Here is a 16,706-nt window from a genome sequence, read left to right on the forward strand (position 1 = left end):
ATGTGTATAAGAGACAGCCTCGAGCGGTGTCGCGAGACCTACCGGCGGGTCGCGGAGACGTGGCCGCCATCGCGATAACACAGGCGACGGTACTCCCCTCGGTCGATCAGAGGCCCGGAACGCCGACCGCGCCGAAACTCGTGATGCCGACCGCGGCGAGCACGTAGAGGACGATCAAGACGGTGACCCAGGCGACGAGTCCGATCATCGCCGCCGCGGTCCAGTCACCGGGATACCGCCAGTTGATGACCGCGACATAGGCCAGCAGGGCGACCAACGGGCCGACGAGGGGGATCCACCCGATAGTGAAGCCGACGATGGCCCAGACGATCGCGCCGATCAGCGCGGTGACGATGGCGTGATCGTAGCTCGTCCGTCCAACGATAACGCGTGCGCCGGCGTAGATGCCGAGCGCACCGATCAGAAGGCTCACGAGGAACACGATGACCGACGCGAGTGGTGATGCGATTGCCATACCGATAGCTACGGATCCCGGCGGAACAGGCCGTTGCTTGCACGTTCTCCTTGGAGTGTATTCTCGAGCGGTGCTGGTTAGTACTCTCTGCTCTGACAGATAAACCCTCGATCATGGACGAAACCGTGGGATAATCGTCCCCTGGTGGGACGAGCACAACCTGGTAACATATAAGTTAGCTTAGATATATGGTGCAGCCGTTCGTTACTCCAGTTGATGGCACGCGAAGTCACTCACGAGGAACGCGAACCGACTGCGATCGACCCGGACGACCACGATGGCGATATCTACATCTGTCAGTGCGGTTTGTCCGACGATAAGCCGTTCTGTGACGGTGCACATACCGTCACGGCAGACGAAGAAGACGTCGTATACAAGTACGAGAACGACGACAGCGACCAGCCTCGTCAGCCCGTCGACGGGTAGCGACCTGAAACCGTCTGACATTGTTTCGACGGCGGTTGACTGCCTTCTCTGGCTCAGACGAACTGCTGTCACTGGGTCTCGGCGCATCCGTGTAACGGGTTGGGGGTGTGCCGACACTGCCAGGAGTCCGTCCCACTATCGCCGCCGATTCTCTCGACGACTCGAGTCACCGGAACCACGACGTTGATACTGTATCCGACCGAATAGTACGGTCATGGCGACCGATCAGGCCGGAAGCGACGCGAGCGAAGGTGACGCGTACGAGCAGTTCGAAAACCGAGTCCGGCGGATCTCCAACGTTGGCAACGCCGCCGGCATTCTGCGGTGGGATCAGGAAGTCGTGATGCCCGACGAAGGGACGCCAGCGCGCGCCCAACAACTCTCGACGCTGTCCTCGCTCAGTCACGAACTCCTGACTGCCGACGAGACAGGGCAGTTGCTCGACGAGCTCGAGGACACCGACCTCGAGGACGAACAGGCCGCGGTCGTCCGCGAGATTCGACGCCAGTACGACCGCGAGACGAGCGTCCCACAGGAACTCGTCGAGGAACTCTCCGCGACGGCGTCGAACGCCCATCCGACGTGGAAGCAGGCCCGCGAGGAGGATGACTTCGAGCAGTTCGCACCGACCCTCGAGAAACTGGTCGAGCTCAAACGCGAGTACGCCGCCCACATCGACCCCGACGCCGATCCCTACGCCGTGCTCTTTGCCGACTACGAGCCCTATATCGACCTCGAGACCGCCGAGCGGGTCTTAGAGCGTCTTCGGGAGAAACTCGTCCCGCTGATCGACGCGATTCAGGAGAGCGATGCCGACCTCGCCACGGACGCATTCGCAGGGGAGTTCGACGACGACGATCAGGAAGCGCTCGCACGCGACGTGCTCGATTCGCTGGGCTACGACTGGGACCGAGGACGGCTCGATACCGCGCCGCATCCGTTTTCTTCGGGGACGCAGTTCGACGCGCGCGTAACGACCCGCTTCGACGAGGAGGACCTGCTGGGGTCGATCACCTCGACGGTCCACGAGTTCGGCCATGCAAACTACACGCTCGGCCTCCCCGACGAGGGGTATGGCACGCCGCTTGGCGAAGCTCGTGACCTGTCGGTCCACGAATCCCAATCCCGCCTCTGGGAGAACCACGTCGGCCGCTCTCGGCCCTTCTGGGAACACTTCCTGCCGGTCGCCCGCGAGCGGTTCCCGAGCCTCGAGGACGTCACGCCCGAGGCGGCCTACGAGGCCGCCAATCAGGTGTACGACGACAACCTCATTCGCGTCGAGGCGGACGAACTCACCTACCATCTCCACATCGTGATCCGCTTCGAGATCGAGCGTGACCTGATCCGGGGTGACCTCGACGTTTCCGAGGTTCCACAGGTCTGGAACGACAAGTACGAGGAGTACCTGGGCGTGCGCCCCGAGACGGACGCGGAGGGCTGTTTGCAGGACATCCACTGGTCTCACGGCGACTTCGGCTACTTCCCGACGTACTCGCTGGGCTCCGTCCTCGCGGCACAGTTGTATGCTGCCGCCGAGGACGATCGCGGCCCGTTCGACGAGGAAATTCGCGAGGGCGAGTTCGACGATCTCAACGGCTGGCTCCGCGAGCACATCCACCAGCACGGCAAACACTTCGTCACGCCTGAACTGATCGAACGGGCCACCGGCGAGGAACTGACCGCCGATTACTTCCTCGAGTACGTCGAGTCGAAGTACGGCGACCTGTACGAGCTCGAGGACTATTAAGCGCCGACGAGCCGGGGGGCTCCGTTGGAGTCGCGCTTCCGAGACCCCTGTCTTTAGGTCGGTGTCGGCCGATTCATGACACCATGTCCGAGCCACTCGAGCAGGACACGGTGATCGTCACGGGTGCGAGTTCCGGGATCGGCGCAGCGACCTGTCGCGAACTCGCTGCAGCAGGTGCCAATGTTGTCCTCGCGGCACGAAGCGAGGAGCGGCTGGAAGCAGTTGCCGACGACCTCGAGACCGACCACGGCGTCGAGACGCTGGTCGTCCCGACGGACGTCCGCGAAGAGGACGACGTCGACGCGCTCATCGAGGCGACCGTCGATCGGTTCGGCGGGATCGACGTGCTGGTCAACAACGCGGGACTGGCCCGCGGGAGCGACGTCGAGTCGCTGACCACCGACGAATACGAGACGATGCAGGCAACCAACGTCGACGGCGTCTTCTACGCAACGCGGGCGGCGGTTCCCCACGTCCGCGAGCGCGACGGCCACCTGATCTTCGTCGCTAGCTTCGCCGGTCAGTACCCACGGCCGTTCAACCCCGTCTATGCGGCCTCGAAATGGTGGGTTCGCGGCTTCGCCAAGAGCGTCGCGGCCCAAGTCGGCGACGACGGCGTTGGCGTCACGATCGTCAATCCCTCCGAAGTCCGCTCGGAGTTCGGGGCAGCCGACGGCGATCCATTCGCTGAGCGCTTCGACGAGGGCGAGGTGACCGAACCCGAGGAAATCGCCGCGGCGATCCGCTTTGCCGCGAGTCGAGCGGGCTCGAGCGTGACCGAACTCGACCTCTACCGGCGGGACAAGTTCGCCGATACCTTCGAATAAAACGAGGGTGGGTATGCCGGGTGTGGACTCACCCGTCCGTGGCTCTCTCCCTCGAGTATGCGATTTTCCATTCCAGGCATCCCAGGTATATACGTCGACACTGACGGGAAATCGACGGCGAAAACCGTTGCGCTGACCGCCGCTGGCCGTCGAGCACCGAAACCGCAGGGCTACGCCCTCCAGTTCCTACCGTACCTCTGGTCGTTCGACATCGACCTGCGTGAGGTCCCGACGGACCACCCGATTCAGTACCTCCATCCGGAGGGCGCACGGAGTCTGGGGACGCTCACAGACCAGCGTGGCGTCCGTGAGGTCGGCACCGAACTCGAGTCGGTGCTGCGGTTCGCTTGGTCGGTCAATCAGGAAGTCGAATCGGCGACCAGCCAACTGCTGGGGATGTCGTCCAACGACGACGGCGTCACCATCGAGATTCAAGACGGAGCTATCACTGCCGATGGCTCGCCGCTCGAGACCGACGAATTCGATGTCGGCGAGACCGAGATCGAGATCGACGATGCAGACCCTGACGGAGACGACATCGACGACGAACTGTAACGGTTGACCGAGGCCATCCTTGGATCGGTCTCGAGATCGGCGCGCTAATGTTCGCGCGCTCTCCGCATTGCTTGGTCCACCCGCCGCCACAGCGAACAATATAACCCGCTGGCCCCGCTGGATCGACTCGAGCAATGGGACGTCGCGCGTTTCGGATCGCCTACGACGGGACGGACTACTACGGCTACCAGCGCCAGCCCGACGTTCCGACCGTCGAGGATTCAATTTTCGACGCGCTCCGGGAACTGGGAGTCCTCGAGCCCGACGCCGACAAACCCGACGGCTATGCTGCCGCCGGCCGCACCGACGCAGGGGTCTCCGCGCTCGCCCAGACGATCGCGCTCGAGGCCCCCGACTGGCTCACGCCACGGGCGTTGAACGCCGAACTGCCGGCCGACGTACGCGCATGGGCAAGCGCCGATGCGCCGGCTGACTTTCATGCGACCCATCACGCGCGCCGCCGGAAATACACCTACCAGCTGTACGCGCCATCCGACACCCCGGTCGATTCCCAGCCAGCTCCGATCGACGACGAGCGCTTTCTGACCGCCTGTGAGGTGCTGTCCGGTACGCACGACGTGGCGAATCTGACGCCGGACGACCACAACACCGAACGCACCCTGACACTCGAGGCAGCCCGGGACGGCGACTATCTCGTCATCACTGCCAGCGCAGGCGGGTTCGCTCGAGAACTCGTCCGGCGACTCGTCTCGCTGGCCTGTGAGATCGGGACCGGCGAGTCACCGCTTGCGAAACTCGAGCGCGTCCTCGAGCCCGAGCCGCTGCCTGGCCCCGAGGGAATCGCGCCAGCACCGCCGGAGCCGCTCGTCTTGACCGACGTGGACTATCCCGCCCTCTCGTTCGAGATCGACGGCGATGCCGCTGCGAGTGCTCGCGCCGTGTTCGACCGCTGCCGTATCGAGCGACGAACAGGGGCGCGAGTCGCCGGCCAGATCGCCGACGGAATGCGGTAGCGTCGGGCAGATAGACCGCGCCAGACGCCGCCCTCTCATCGTGTCTTCGCTCCGTCGCTCGAGCGCAGTCACAGCCCCTGTGCATTCATCATGGACTCATCACTGAGACACACCGTGAAAGGGTCCGACACGCTTTACCGCCGGGGATCCGAAACCGGGGCTATGAGTTCCGTTCCCGACCGCTCCGAGGTCGACGAGGAATATACCTGGGACCTCGAGAGCATCTACGCGACCGATGACGACTGGGAGGCCGCCTACGAGGCCGTCGCCGAGCGCGTCGATGACCTTGCATCCTACGAGGGACAGACGACCGACGACGCCGAGACCCTCCTCGAAGTCCTCGAGTTACGCGACGAGATCATGCGCGAGGTGTCGACGGTCGCGGCCTACGCCCGCATGCGCCGTGATGAGGACACGACTGACCAGCACTATCAGGCGTTGACCGCCCGCGCACAGTCGCTTGCGGCTGACGCCCAGTCTGCGGCATCGTTCATCGACCCCGAAATTCAGGAGCTGACTCGCGAGGAGTTCGATGAGATGGTCGAGGCCGAATCCGACCTCGAGACCTACGACCACTACATCGATGACGTGCTCCGGATGAAACCCCACACGCGCTCGGCCGAAGTCGAGGCGCTGCTGGCCGATTTAAGCGAAGTGACCGGCGCGACGGGCGAGGTTTACACCATGCTCTCGAATGCCGATATGGCGTTCCCGACCGTCGAGGACCCCGAGGGCGAGGCCATCGAAATCACCCAGAGCAACTTCACCAATCTGCTCAAGCGGCCCGACCGTGAGTTCCGCAAGCGCGTCTACGAGAACTACTTCGACGAGTGGGAGTCGGTCCGGAACACGGTCGCAGCCAGCTACAAGAACAGCGTCAAAGCCGACGTCAAGACGGCACAGGCGCGCAACTACGACACGGCACGCGAAGCCGCCCTCGACGGCCCGAACGTCCCGGTCGACGTCTACGACACGCTCGTCGATACTGTCCACGACAACATCGACAAGCTCCACCACCACGCTGAACTCAAACGCCAGGCACTCGACGTCGACGAACTGCGGATGTGGGACCTCTACATGCCCCTGACCGGCGACGAAGGCCCAGACCTCGAGTATGACCAAGCCAGCGAGTACGTCGTCGACGCGCTCGCGCCGCTGGGCGAGGAGTACCAGTCTCGCGTCGCCGAGGGCCTCGACTCCAGATGGGTCGACGTCTACGAGAACGAGGGCAAACAGTCCGGCGCGTACTCTGGCGGCACCTACGACACCCAGCCGTTTATCCTGCTGAACTACCAGCAGGACATCGCCTCGATGTACACGCTGGCCCACGAACTCGGCCACTCGATGCACTCCGAGCTTACCAAAGAGGAACAGCCCTACGTCTACTCGAGCTACGAAATCTTCGTGGCCGAGGTCGCCAGCACGGTCAACGAGGCCCTGCTAACCAACCACTTACTCGAGACCGTCGACGACCCCGAGTTCCGCAAACACGTCTTAAACGAGTTCCTCGAGCGCGTGCGCTCGACGCTCTATCGCCAGACGCTCTTTGCGGAGTTCGAACACGAAACCCACCGCCTCGAGGAAGACGGCGAACCGCTCACTGCCGACCGGCTGGATGACCTCTATCGCGGACTCAAAGACGACTACTACGAGCCCGCCGTCATCGACGACCGGATCGCCCGCGAGTGGATGCGTATCCCGCATTTCTACCGGGCCTTCTACGTCTACCAGTACGCAACCGGTATCTCCGCCGCGCTCGCGATCGTCGACGACGTCTTGGAACGTGGCCAGCCCGCCGCCGAGGATTACCTCGAGTTCCTTCGGCGGGGCTCCCGTGAGTACCCCCTCGAGCTGCTGCGGATCGCCGGTGTCGACATGAGCAGTTCGGACCCCATCGACCGCGCGCTCGAGACCTACGGCGAGCGCTTAGACGAGTTCGAGTCGCTGCTCGACTGACCGGCGTCGTTTCACGACCGATCGCTTGCAAGTGCTGGGTAGACAGTAACGATATCCGACAGCCCTGCCTCCGCGACCCAAAGGCACATTTACTGTCCATATCTTATCGGCGTATATCAGGATGTCTCGAAGCCCGTCTATTCCCGACCGACCTCACCGCGATATCGATTCCGATCTTCCCGACGACGAGCGGCTCGAGGCGCTTCGCGGGCACTACGAGGACCTCGTTGATGTCAACGAGCAGCTGTCGGAGCAGCTCGACGACGCCGAGGACCGCCGCGAGCGCTTGCAGGGGAAAGTCGATCGGATCGAACGCGAAAACGAGATGCTCAAGAGCTCGTCGCTGTATATCGCCACCGTCGAAGACGTCCTCGACGACGAGCAGGTCATCGTCAAACAACACGGCAACAACCAGGAGGTGCTCACCGACGTTTCCTCGCGGATGGTCGACCGCGTCGAGGCTGGCGACCGCGTTGCAGTCAACGACTCCTTTGCGATCCAGACCATCCTGAACGCCGAAACCGACGCGCGCGCCCAGTCGATGGAGATCACCGAAAAGCCCGATGTCACCTACGCCGACATCGGCGGCATCGACGAGCAGGTCCGCGAGGTCCGCGAGGCCGTCGAACAGCCGCTGTCCGAACCCGAACTGTTCGACGAGGTCGGCATCGATCCCCCGAGCGGCGTCCTCCTGTATGGTCCGCCGGGCACCGGGAAGACGATGCTCGCGAAAGCCGTCGCACACGAGACCGACGCCACCTTCATCAAGATGGCCGGCTCGGAACTCGTCCGCAAGTTCATCGGCGAGGGCTCGCGACTCGTCCGCGACCTCTTTGAGATGGCCCGCGAACGCGAACCCGCCATCATCTTCATCGACGAGATCGACGCCATCGCGACTCGTCGAACGGAGTCCAAGACCTCCGGCGATGCCGAGGTTCAGCGGACGATGATGCAACTCTTGAGCGAGATGGACGGCTTCGAGGCCCGCGGCGAGATCCGCATCATCGCCGCTACCAACCGCTTCGACATGCTCGATCGGGCCATCCTCCGCCCCGGCCGGTTCGACCGCCTCATCGAAGTGCCCGAACCCGACGAATCCGGGCGCGAACAGATCCTCGAGATCCACACCCGCGACATGAACGTCGCCGACGACGTCGACTTCGCCGAATTGGCCGCCGACACCGACGGTTACTCCGGGGCCGACATCGAAAGTCTCGCGACCGAAGCCGGCATGTTCGCCATCCGGAATGACCGCGACGAGGTCACTCATCAGGACTTTGTTGATGCGCTCGAGAAGATCGAAGAGGACGACTCGAGCGACGTGGTCTCGTCGGCCGGGTACTTCTACCAGTAGGCTGCCCCTCGACGCTTTTTTGTGGTAATTGGAGACGCGCGATCGCCACCAGCCGGTCTCTTCCACTCGGATCGCAACGCCTTACGCCGCTCGGCCCCCAGTTGGGATATGAGCACGATTCGAGTCGTCTGGGGGACCGCGTCGGGCCCCACGGCGATGTCGTCCTACGACGCCGCGCTCGCAGAAGCTGGCGTCGAGAACTACAACCTCGTCTCGGTCTCGTCGGTGATCCCCGCCGAGACGTACGTCGAGGCCGTCGGTACCGCCCCCGACCTCGGCCCTGCCGGCGAGCGCCTGACCGTCGTCGAAGCGCGAGCCACCACTGCCGGTCCCGGTCGCGCGAGCGCCGCGCTTGCGTGGTCACAGTCCGTCGACGACGGCCCCGGCCTGTTCTACGAGACGTCTGGCGAGATGGACCGCGAGGACGTCGAACGCCGGGTCCGCGAAGGGCTCGCCGCAGGCCAAGACCTTCGCGACTGGGAGTTTACCGAGCCACGCGTCGCCGTCGAGAGCCATCAGGCCGATTCGGGCCGATACACGACCGCTGTCGTCCTCGCCGTGTACGGCGAAAGCGAACCGATCCTGTAGACTGCTCGAAGGCGAACCCTTTTCAGCCGGCAGTTCGTTGATACGGGTACACACTTCTCATGAACGGAAATACGCCGTATGCAGGGCTACCGGGCGAGACTGGGGCTGGGCAGCGTGCCGCGGCGGACGTTCCGGACCTCTCGAGTGCGCAGAAACGACTGCTTCACCGCGACGTCTCGCGGATCGCTTCGCGCACGCGCGAGTTCCTGCCGAACGAATACGTCGTCGATGCCGACGTCTCGAGCGGGATGACCGGCCCACAGGTCACTGTCGCCGTTCGGCCGCCGGTTGGTCACGCCGTCAGCGCCGGCTTCACGCCAGATCTCGAGGACGCCGTTGCTGCCGAGGAGGTCATCACCGCCGCCGAACGCGACGAGGTCGCCCGCGGGCTGGCAGCCAGTGCCGCCCTGCAGGTGAAACAGGCCGTCAACGATAGCGTTCGTCCGACCGGAAAGTAACCTAGTAGAGCAGTTGCTCGAGCTGGTGGCGTCGGCGCTCGAGATCGATCGCTGGCTCGACCGATGGATCGGCGATCAATCGGTCGAGTACCAGCAACGGATCCGTGCCGGCTCGTTCGACGTCTCTGAGTAAGAGTTCGATTGCGGTGCGGTTCGTCGCGAGTGACGAACACAGCTCGAGTGCGAGTACAAGCGGAATCGCACGCTCGGGTTGTGTCGGAAACGCATCGCTGACGCGTGCGAACTCGGGATCACTTTTCGCTGTTGACGCTTCAGCCGACGCTGGCTCGAGGGTCAGACAGTGCGGACAAAACGTAACGACGCTGGCCTCCGACGGCGCGTTCGTCTGGTAGTCGTCCGGAACGGTAACCGAAATCGTGGCCGTACCGCAGTTGGAACAGGCCATCGGAATCGAATTCGTGGGTGCCGGTTGTGACACTCAGCGTGCCTTACTGGTTGGCTGTTGGGGATTGTGCTGCGGTATCCGGCTGGATGTCCTCGAGGTCTTCTTCCGTCTCCTCGTCGACTTCCTCGGCTTCTTCTTCGGCTTCTTCCTCGCGGGCCTCCTTCTCTTCTTGCTCCTTTTTCTCCTTGATCTTCTTCAGACGGAACGTCTCCTCGCGTTCTTGCTCTTCGAGTTTCTGTTCGATGTACTCCTGGTTCTCGTAGAGATCCGGGAGGAGCTTGAACTCGAGGGCGTTGACGCGCCGCTTGGTCGTCTCGATCTCACGGAGCATCTTCTTCATCGCCGTCTCGACCTCGGCGGCGAGGATGATGCTCTCTAAGAGGTCCTCGTAGGCTTCTGCGGCCTCGTCGATGCGGGCGGAAGTGCCCATGATCCCATAGCCACGCTGGTCTAAGCTCTTCGAGACGCGCGAGGACTCGATCTGCGGGACGACGACACCCATGATGTTCTTGGACTCGGTCGTGATCTCGGGGTGTTCCTGCAGTGCCGCCGCGGCACCGCGAACCGCGACGTCACCCTCCATCGCGCGAGCCATGTTGATCTTCTGCTGGGCCTCCTCGTAGTCGTCGGCGAGGTCGCCGCGGACGTCCTGGGCTTTGTCCAGAATGTCCATGAACTCCATGATCAGCCCGTCGCGTTTCTTCTCGAGCGTGCCGTGTCCCCGCTCGGAGAGCTCGATGCGATCTTCGATCGCCATCAAGTTCTTGCGGGTGGGCTTGACATCGTTGGCCATCTTGTGGGGGGATAGCAGTCCCAGTCGGATAACTGTTTACAGTTTCCGCGCGTGCTCGCGCCCGTGTAAGCGGAATCGATGGCGTTGAATCCACCCGAGTGGACAACTACCCGAGAAACAGATCGATCATGTCGCCCGATGATTGTCCCTTGTAAAGCTCCGAGTAGCCACAGCTCGTACAACTTACGACGTGAAACCGTCGATTCTGGATATCGAGCATCTTCGATAATCCGCTCCCGGTCGTCGAAATCTCGTCGATTTCCGTCTCCGTGTTGCCACATTTCGGACAGCCGCGCTCGTCGTCTCTCATAGACAGCCCTTCCTGTCAATAACATAAACTCTTTGTGTTCGAATCGCCGAGGGTTTACCAATCCATGTCAGTCGTTCTGGGTCTCGTCTTCGTAATGGCGCTCGTCGTTCCGCTCTTTCTCTGGCTACTGATCGACCAGGAGACATCGAACCCGACCGTCGTCGATCGCGCGGAGGCAGAACGGATCGCGAAGGACCGCGGCGGCCGACAGTCGTCGACCGACAGGACATCCGACGATGACGACGAACGAGACGAGTATTGGTCGTTTTGAGTCGACGGCCACTCTGAGGAGACGAGACTGAACCGAGACGGTCGCGTTACCCCTGACCAACCATCCGCTCTTCGTCTTCCCACTCTTTTTCCCGGAGTTCGTACTTCTGAACCTTGCCCGTCGCCGTCGTCGGTAGTTGTTTGACGAACTCGATCCGGCGAACCGTCTTGTAGCCCGCGAGGTTCTCGCGGGTGAATTCCTCGAGTTCCGATTCGGTCACGCCCGGGTCGGTCGGATCGCCGCTTGCGGGAACGACGAACGCCTTCGGCGTCTCGCCCCACTCGTCGCTGGGTGCCGGGATCACCGCCACGTCCGACACCTCGGGGTGGTCGAACAGCGTGTCCTCGAGTTCGATACTCGAGATGTTCTCGCCGCCGGAGATGATGATGTCTTTCTTGCGATCCTGGATCGAGAGCATCCCGTTTTCGTCGATGGTGGCGAGATCTCCCATGTGGTAGTAGCCCTCGATGCGGTCGGAAAACGCCTCCTCGGTCACCTCGGGCTTGCCCCAGTATTTTTCCATGATCTGGTTGCCGCGGACGACGACCTCGCCGAGCGTCTCGTCATCGCGTGGGACGTCGTTGCCGTCTTCGTCGACGACTCGGATTTCGGTACCGAGATAGGCCAGTCCTTGCCGTTTCTTGATTCGGAACCGGTCGTCACTGTCGTCCTCGAAGTGCCGGCGAGCGTCGGAGGTTGTGATCAGCGGGCCAGTCTCGGTCGCGCCGTAGACATGTTTCATGTACCAGCCGAATTCGTCTTCGACAGTTCGGATGGTCGCCTCCGGCGGCGCGCTGCCGGCGGTTGCGAGCCGAACGTCGGCGTCGCCGGTCGTCTCGGGCTCGTTTTGCTCATAGTACTCGATGAGCATGTTCAGCACCGTCGGCGCGCCACACATGTAGGAGACGTCTTCCGAGCGGACGGTCTCGAAGATCTCTCCAGCATCGATCCCACGCGTACAGATGTGTTTCGCGCCGATACCCGTCACCGCGAAGATGTGCCCCCAGCCGTTCGCGTGGAACATCGGCAGCGTCCACAGATAGACGTCGTCATCGCTTAGATTCTGGTGGCCGACGGTCAGGTACGCGTGAATCGTCTCACAGCGATGCGTGCGACAGACGCCTTTCGGATCGCCCGTCGTCCCCGAGGTGTAGTTGATCGTGATAATCTCGTCTTCGGCCATCTCGGGGCGGTCGTAGTCGGTGCCCGCCTCCTCGAGTACGTCCTCGAACGCCTCCCATTCGCCCTCAACCGCGTCGGCGTCGTTCGTGATGAACGTCTCCGTCGTCACCTCATCACGGATTGCCTCGATTTTCTCGGCGAAGTCGTAGTCGGCGTAAATCGCATCGACACCAGCATCGGTGAGGATGTACGCGAAGTCGTCAGGCGTCAGCCGATAGTTCAGCGGCGTGTGGATCGCCCCCGTCTGCATGATCCCGTAGGCCGCCTCGAGGTGATAGTGGGTGTTCGGGTCGAGGACGGCGACGCGGTCGCCTTTTTCGATGCCCCGCGCTTGCAGCGCCGCCGAAAACCGATCAGCGCGTTCGCCGAGTTCGTCGTACGTGAACCGTTCCCCCGTGGTGGCAACGACTGCCTCGTCGTCGCCGTAGTGTGTCCGCGCCCGGTCTAAGAACTCCGGGACGAGCAGTGGTTTGTGCATACATACCATGGGTTGTCGGCGGCATATACGATAGTTTCGATCAAACAGATTTCTGATACCAATCGTCGGGGGCTACCACTTGGTGGGGAGCCAGCCACTACTGGCGCTGTTGTGAGATACGATCTGCAGACGAGTGACGTGACTCGGCAACGACGCCTGAAAGAAGGAAACGAAGCGAGCGGTCGCTTAGTCAGCCTGGACGGCTTCGGCCGTCTCGTCTTCGCGGTAGTGCTCTTCGATGAGCTCCTCGTCGATCCGGTTGAGTTCCGTCTTCGGCAGGTCCGAGAGCAGATCCCAGCCGAGCTCGAGCGTGTCGTCGATCGAGCGGTTGGTGTCGTACCCCTGCTGGACGAACTCTTCCTCGAAGCGGTCGGCGAAGTCGAGGAACTTGTTGTCCCGCTCGGAGAGGGCTTCGCGACCGACAATGTTCACGAGGTCGCGCAGGTCCTCACCCTCCGCGTAGGCGGCGTACATCTGGTCGGAGACGTCGCCGTGGTCCTCGCGCGTGAGGCCCTCGCCGATCCCGTCGTCCATCAGCCGCGAGAGGCTCGGAAGGACGTTGACTGGCGGCTCGATCCCCTGGCTGTTCAGGTCCCGGTCCATCATGATCTGGCCTTCGGTAATGTAGCCAGTCAGGTCCGGGATCGGGTGCGTGTCGTCGTCGCCGGGCATCGTCAGGATCGGGATCTGCGTGACCGACCCTTCCTTGCCCTCGATTCGACCGGCACGCTCGTAGAGCTGTGCCAGGTCAGTGTACATGTACCCGGGGTAGCCACGTCGACCCGGAACCTCCTCACGTGCGGCACCGATCTCGCGCAGTGCCTCACAGTAGTTGGTCATGTCCGTCAGGATGACCAGCACGTGGTAGTCCTTCTCGAAGGCCAGGTACTCGGCCGTCGTCAGGGCGAGTCGCGGCGTGACCTGGCGCTCGACTGCCGGGTCGTCCGCGAGGTTCATGAAGACGACGGAGCGCTCGAGTGCACCGGTGCGCTCGAAGTCGTCCATGAACTCGTTTGCCTCTTCGGCGGTGATCCCCATCGCACCGAAGATGACGGCGAATTCGGAGCCGTCGCCGTCCTCGCCTTCTTCCTCTTCTGGCACGGTCGCCTGTCGGGCGATCTGGAGTGCGAGTTCGTTGTGGGGCAGCCCCGACCCGGAGAAGATCGGCAGCTTCTGTCCGCGAACCAGCGTGTTCATGCCGTCGATGGCTGACACACCGGTCTGGATGAACTCCTCGGGGTACTCCCGGGAGAAGGGGTTGATCGCCTTACCGACGATGTCCTGTCGTTTGTCGGGGACGATCTCCGGGCCGCCGTCGATCGGGTTGCCGGAGCCGTCGAGCACCCGCCCGAGCAGATCCTCGGTGACGGGCATCTTCATCGTCTCGCCCAGGAAGCGAACGGAGGCGTTGCGGTCGATCCCGCCTGTGCCTTCGAACACCTGGATCGAGACGATACCCTCGCTCGATTCCAGTACCTGTCCGCGAAGGGTGTCGCCCTGTGGGGTCTCGATTTCGACGATTTCGTCGTACCCGACCGGCTCGTCGACCTCGGCGAACACCAGCGGACCGCTGATTTCCGTGATAGTCTGGTACTCTTTCATTGTTAGTACAGTGCGCGGAGTTGTTCTTGGAGGTCGTTCTCGATCTCGTCGATGAACTCGTTCCACTCTTCGGCCGTGCCCATCCGGTTGAGCCGCGGCGCAGCATCGACGTCCTGAATCTCCTCGACTGGGACGCCAGCCTCGAGTGCCTCGAAGGCCTCGTCACTGAACGTCTTGATCGCCTGGAGCATCCGGTAGGTCTTGTCGGGTTCGCAGTAGGTGTCGACGTCGTGGAGCGCGTTCTGCTGGAGCCACGCCTCACGCAGGTAGCGTGCGACCTCGAGGGTCAGCTGCTGGTCTTCCGGCAGCGCGTCCTTGCCGACGAGCTGGACGATCTCTTGGAGTTCGTCCTCCTCGTCTAATACGTCGACGGCCCACTGGCGAACCTCGGGCCAGTCGCTTTCGACGTTCGATTCCCACCACGGGTCGAGCTGATCCTTGTACAGTGAGTAGGACTCGTTCCAGTTGATCGCCGGGAAGTGCCGACGCTCGGCGAGGTCGGCGTCCAGCGCCCAGAACGTCTTGACGATACGCAGAGTGTTCTGCGTGACTGGCTCGGAGAAGTCGCCGCCGGGCGGGGAGACCGCACCGACGACCGAAATCGAGCCTTCGCCGCCGTTGATCAGCTGGAACTTGCCGGCGCGCTCGTAGAACTCGGAAAGCGCAGCCGCCAGATACGCGGGGTAGCCCTCTTCGCCGGGCATCTCCTCGAGTCGGCTCGAGATTTCCCGCATGGCCTCTGCCCACCGCGAGGTGGAGTCGGCCATCAGCGCGACGTCGTAGCCCATGTCGCGGTAGTACTCCGCGATCGTGATCCCGGTGTAGATACAGGACTCACGGGCTGCGACGGGCATGTTCGACGTGTTGGCGATAAGGCAAGTCCGGGCCATCAGCGGGTTCCCGGTCTGTGGGTCCGGCAGTTCCGGGAAGTCCTCGATGACCTCGGTCATCTCGTTGCCACGCTCGCCACAGCCGATGTAGACGACGATGTCCGCGTCGGACCACTTGGCGAGTTGTTGCTGGGTGACGGTCTTCCCGGAGCCAAAGGGCCCAGGAATCGCCGCCGTCCCACCCTTCGCGAGCGGGAACAGCCCGTCCTGAATGCGCTGGCCGGTCACGAGGGGCTCGGTCGGTGTCTCCTTCTCACCGGCGGGCCGGGCTTCACGAACCGGCCACTCCTGGTGCATCTGGATCTCTTCGCCGTTGTCGAGTTCGACGATGGTCTCCTCGACCGTGTACTCGCCACTCTCGACGTTCGTGACTTCGCCACCCTCGTAGTCCGGCGGCACCATGACCTTGTGGTCGATGGTGATGGTCTCTTCGACGACTCCGACGACGTCGCCGGGTTCGACCGTATCGCCTTCCGTGACTTCGGGCTCGAAATCCCACTTCTTCTCGAGGTCGATACCGGGGGCGTCGACCCCACGGTCGAGGAACGCCGTCCCCATCTTCTCCTCTAAGACGTCAAGCGGGCGCTGGACGCCGTCGTAGATGGAGTCCAGCATGCCGGGTCCGAGGTCGACGGAAAGGGGCTCGCCCGTGTTCTGGACGGGTTCACCTGGGCCGACGCCGGAGGTTTCCTCGTAGACCTGAATCGTGGTCAGGTTCCCTTCGATCTCGATGACCTCGCCCATCAGTCCTTCGTCGCCGACGTAGACGACGTCGTTCATCCGGGCGTCGAGGTCCGCGGCGGTCACGACAGGACCGCTCACGCTTTCGATTACACCGTCTTCGTCGACGGATTCGATGTCTTCTGCCTGGCTCATAGTTTAGCTGTCTTCGTCCTCTTCCATCAGGTCGATACCGATCGCGCGCTTGATCTGCTCGCGCAGGCCGCCGCCACCGGTGCCGCTCCCGATCGTGACGACGACTGGCTCGACGCTCGTTTCGACCTCCTGGCGAACGTTACGCGACAGGTGCTCGAGGTCGTCGTCGTGCATGACGACGATCCCGACGCCCTCGTCTTCGAGAGCGGTTGTCGCGGCGTCGTCTAGCTGTTCGTCTTTCTCGTCGTCCGGCACGTTCTCGAATCGACTGACTCCCGCGAGGCGGAAGCCGGTCGTAAACTCCGGACTGCCGACGACTGCGATTTCCTGGCTCATAGCACCACCAGTTCCTCTTCGATCTCGTTTTCGTCGAGTCCGACCTCTCGGCCCCGTGCGATGGCACGGATGTTCTCGACCTCGCGCTCTTTCGCAAGGATGTACGACAACACGGCCGAAACCGAGGTCGGGTAGATGCTCGAGAGCGTATCCGAGTACTCGAGTAACGCAGCGTCTAGTGCCTGTCTCTTATACACATCTC

General features: G+C 62.8%; 19 protein-coding genes. 10 read left to right on the forward strand and 9 right to left on the reverse strand.

Going from position 1 to position 16,706, the window contains the following annotated elements:
* Nucleotides 1-106: 106 nt before the first annotated feature.
* Nucleotides 107-475, reverse strand: coding sequence for a hypothetical protein (locus C476_RS05535; protein WP_008010700.1), 369 nt, complete (start codon nt 473-475; stop codon nt 107-109).
* Nucleotides 476-691: 216 nt separating this feature from the next.
* Between C476_RS05535 and C476_RS05540 the strand changes: the two genes are divergently transcribed.
* From C476_RS05540 to C476_RS05580, 9 genes are all read left to right on the forward strand, one after another.
* Nucleotides 692-901: a CDGSH iron-sulfur domain-containing protein gene (locus C476_RS05540; protein WP_008010701.1), complete on the forward strand. Its 210-nt coding sequence runs from the start codon at nt 692-694 to the stop codon at nt 899-901.
* Between the two features lie 214 nt (nt 902-1,115).
* Nucleotides 1,116-2,648: a carboxypeptidase M32 gene (locus tag C476_RS05545; RefSeq protein ID WP_008010702.1), complete on the forward strand. Its 1,533-nt coding sequence runs from the start codon at nt 1,116-1,118 to the stop codon at nt 2,646-2,648.
* Nucleotides 2,649-2,731: 83 nt separating this feature from the next.
* A complete protein-coding gene (locus C476_RS05550; RefSeq protein WP_008010704.1) occupies nt 2,732-3,475 on the forward strand; it encodes an SDR family oxidoreductase in 744 nt (247 codons plus the stop codon).
* A gap of 57 nt (nt 3,476-3,532) precedes the next feature.
* Nucleotides 3,533-4,030: a hypothetical protein gene (locus C476_RS05555; RefSeq protein WP_008010707.1), complete on the forward strand. Its 498-nt coding sequence runs from the start codon at nt 3,533-3,535 to the stop codon at nt 4,028-4,030.
* A 134-nt stretch (nt 4,031-4,164) separates the two neighbouring features.
* The gene (truA, locus tag C476_RS05560) at nt 4,165-5,004 is read left to right on the forward strand and encodes a tRNA pseudouridine(38-40) synthase TruA (RefSeq protein ID WP_008010708.1); all 840 of its coding nucleotides are present in this window, start codon (nt 4,165-4,167) and stop codon (nt 5,002-5,004) included.
* 162 nt (nt 5,005-5,166) lie between these two features.
* On the forward strand, nt 5,167-6,960 hold the full coding sequence (gene pepF / locus C476_RS05565; RefSeq protein ID WP_008010710.1) for an oligoendopeptidase F: 1,794 nt from the start codon (nt 5,167-5,169) through the stop codon (nt 6,958-6,960).
* 121 nt (nt 6,961-7,081) lie between these two features.
* Complete coding sequence (gene pan2 / locus C476_RS05570; RefSeq protein ID WP_008010712.1) at nt 7,082-8,314, forward strand: proteasome-activating nucleotidase Pan2; 1,233 nt, start codon at nt 7,082-7,084, stop codon at nt 8,312-8,314.
* 108 nt (nt 8,315-8,422) lie between these two features.
* Entirely contained in the window at nt 8,423-8,902 is a 480-nt protein-coding gene (locus tag C476_RS05575) for a pyruvoyl-dependent arginine decarboxylase (protein ID WP_008010714.1), read from the forward strand.
* Nucleotides 8,903-8,961: 59 nt separating this feature from the next.
* A complete protein-coding gene (locus tag C476_RS05580) occupies nt 8,962-9,360 on the forward strand; it encodes a DUF5811 family protein (RefSeq protein WP_008010716.1) in 399 nt (132 codons plus the stop codon).
* 1 nt (nt 9,361) lies between these two features.
* On the opposite strand, the gene C476_RS05585 is transcribed toward C476_RS05580, so the two are convergent.
* From C476_RS05585 to C476_RS05595, 3 genes are all read right to left on the reverse strand, one after another.
* On the reverse strand, nt 9,362-9,766 hold the full coding sequence (locus C476_RS05585; RefSeq protein ID WP_008010718.1) for a DUF6276 family protein: 405 nt from the start codon (nt 9,764-9,766) through the stop codon (nt 9,362-9,364).
* A 43-nt stretch (nt 9,767-9,809) separates the two neighbouring features.
* Nucleotides 9,810-10,559 (reverse strand): V-type ATP synthase subunit D, encoded by a 750-nt coding sequence (locus tag C476_RS05590; protein ID WP_049911617.1) that lies wholly within the window; start codon nt 10,557-10,559, stop codon nt 9,810-9,812.
* Nucleotides 10,560-10,665: 106 nt separating this feature from the next.
* Nucleotides 10,666-10,869 (reverse strand): zinc ribbon domain-containing protein, encoded by a 204-nt coding sequence (locus C476_RS05595; RefSeq protein WP_008010722.1) that lies wholly within the window; start codon nt 10,867-10,869, stop codon nt 10,666-10,668.
* Between the two features lie 64 nt (nt 10,870-10,933).
* On the opposite strand from C476_RS05595, the gene C476_RS05600 reads away from it, so the two are divergent.
* A complete protein-coding gene (locus C476_RS05600; RefSeq protein ID WP_008010725.1) occupies nt 10,934-11,140 on the forward strand; it encodes a hypothetical protein in 207 nt (68 codons plus the stop codon).
* A gap of 46 nt (nt 11,141-11,186) precedes the next feature.
* Here C476_RS05600 and C476_RS05605 read toward each other — a convergent pair whose 3' ends face one another.
* The 5 genes from C476_RS05605 to C476_RS05625 form a co-directional block, all read right to left on the reverse strand.
* On the reverse strand, nt 11,187-12,800 hold the full coding sequence (locus C476_RS05605; protein WP_008010727.1) for a long-chain-fatty-acid--CoA ligase: 1,614 nt from the start codon (nt 12,798-12,800) through the stop codon (nt 11,187-11,189).
* 186 nt (nt 12,801-12,986) lie between these two features.
* The gene (locus C476_RS05610) at nt 12,987-14,402 is read right to left on the reverse strand and encodes an ATP synthase subunit B (protein ID WP_008010729.1); all 1,416 of its coding nucleotides are present in this window, start codon (nt 14,400-14,402) and stop codon (nt 12,987-12,989) included.
* Between the two features lie 2 nt (nt 14,403-14,404).
* Nucleotides 14,405-16,168 (reverse strand): ATP synthase subunit A, encoded by a 1,764-nt coding sequence (locus tag C476_RS05615; RefSeq protein WP_008010731.1) that lies wholly within the window; start codon nt 16,166-16,168, stop codon nt 14,405-14,407.
* A gap of 3 nt (nt 16,169-16,171) precedes the next feature.
* Nucleotides 16,172-16,504, reverse strand: coding sequence for a V-type ATP synthase subunit F (locus tag C476_RS05620; protein WP_008010733.1), 333 nt, complete (start codon nt 16,502-16,504; stop codon nt 16,172-16,174).
* The coding region (locus C476_RS05625; RefSeq protein WP_008010735.1) for a V-type ATPase subunit at nt 16,501-16,706 on the reverse strand (206 nt) is incomplete at its 5' end. The genes C476_RS05625 and C476_RS05620, both read right to left, overlap by 4 nt.

Source organism: Natrinema limicola JCM 13563, assembly GCF_000337475.1.
In the GTDB taxonomy this organism is placed as follows: Archaea; Halobacteriota; Halobacteria; order Halobacteriales; family Natrialbaceae; genus Natrinema; species Natrinema limicola.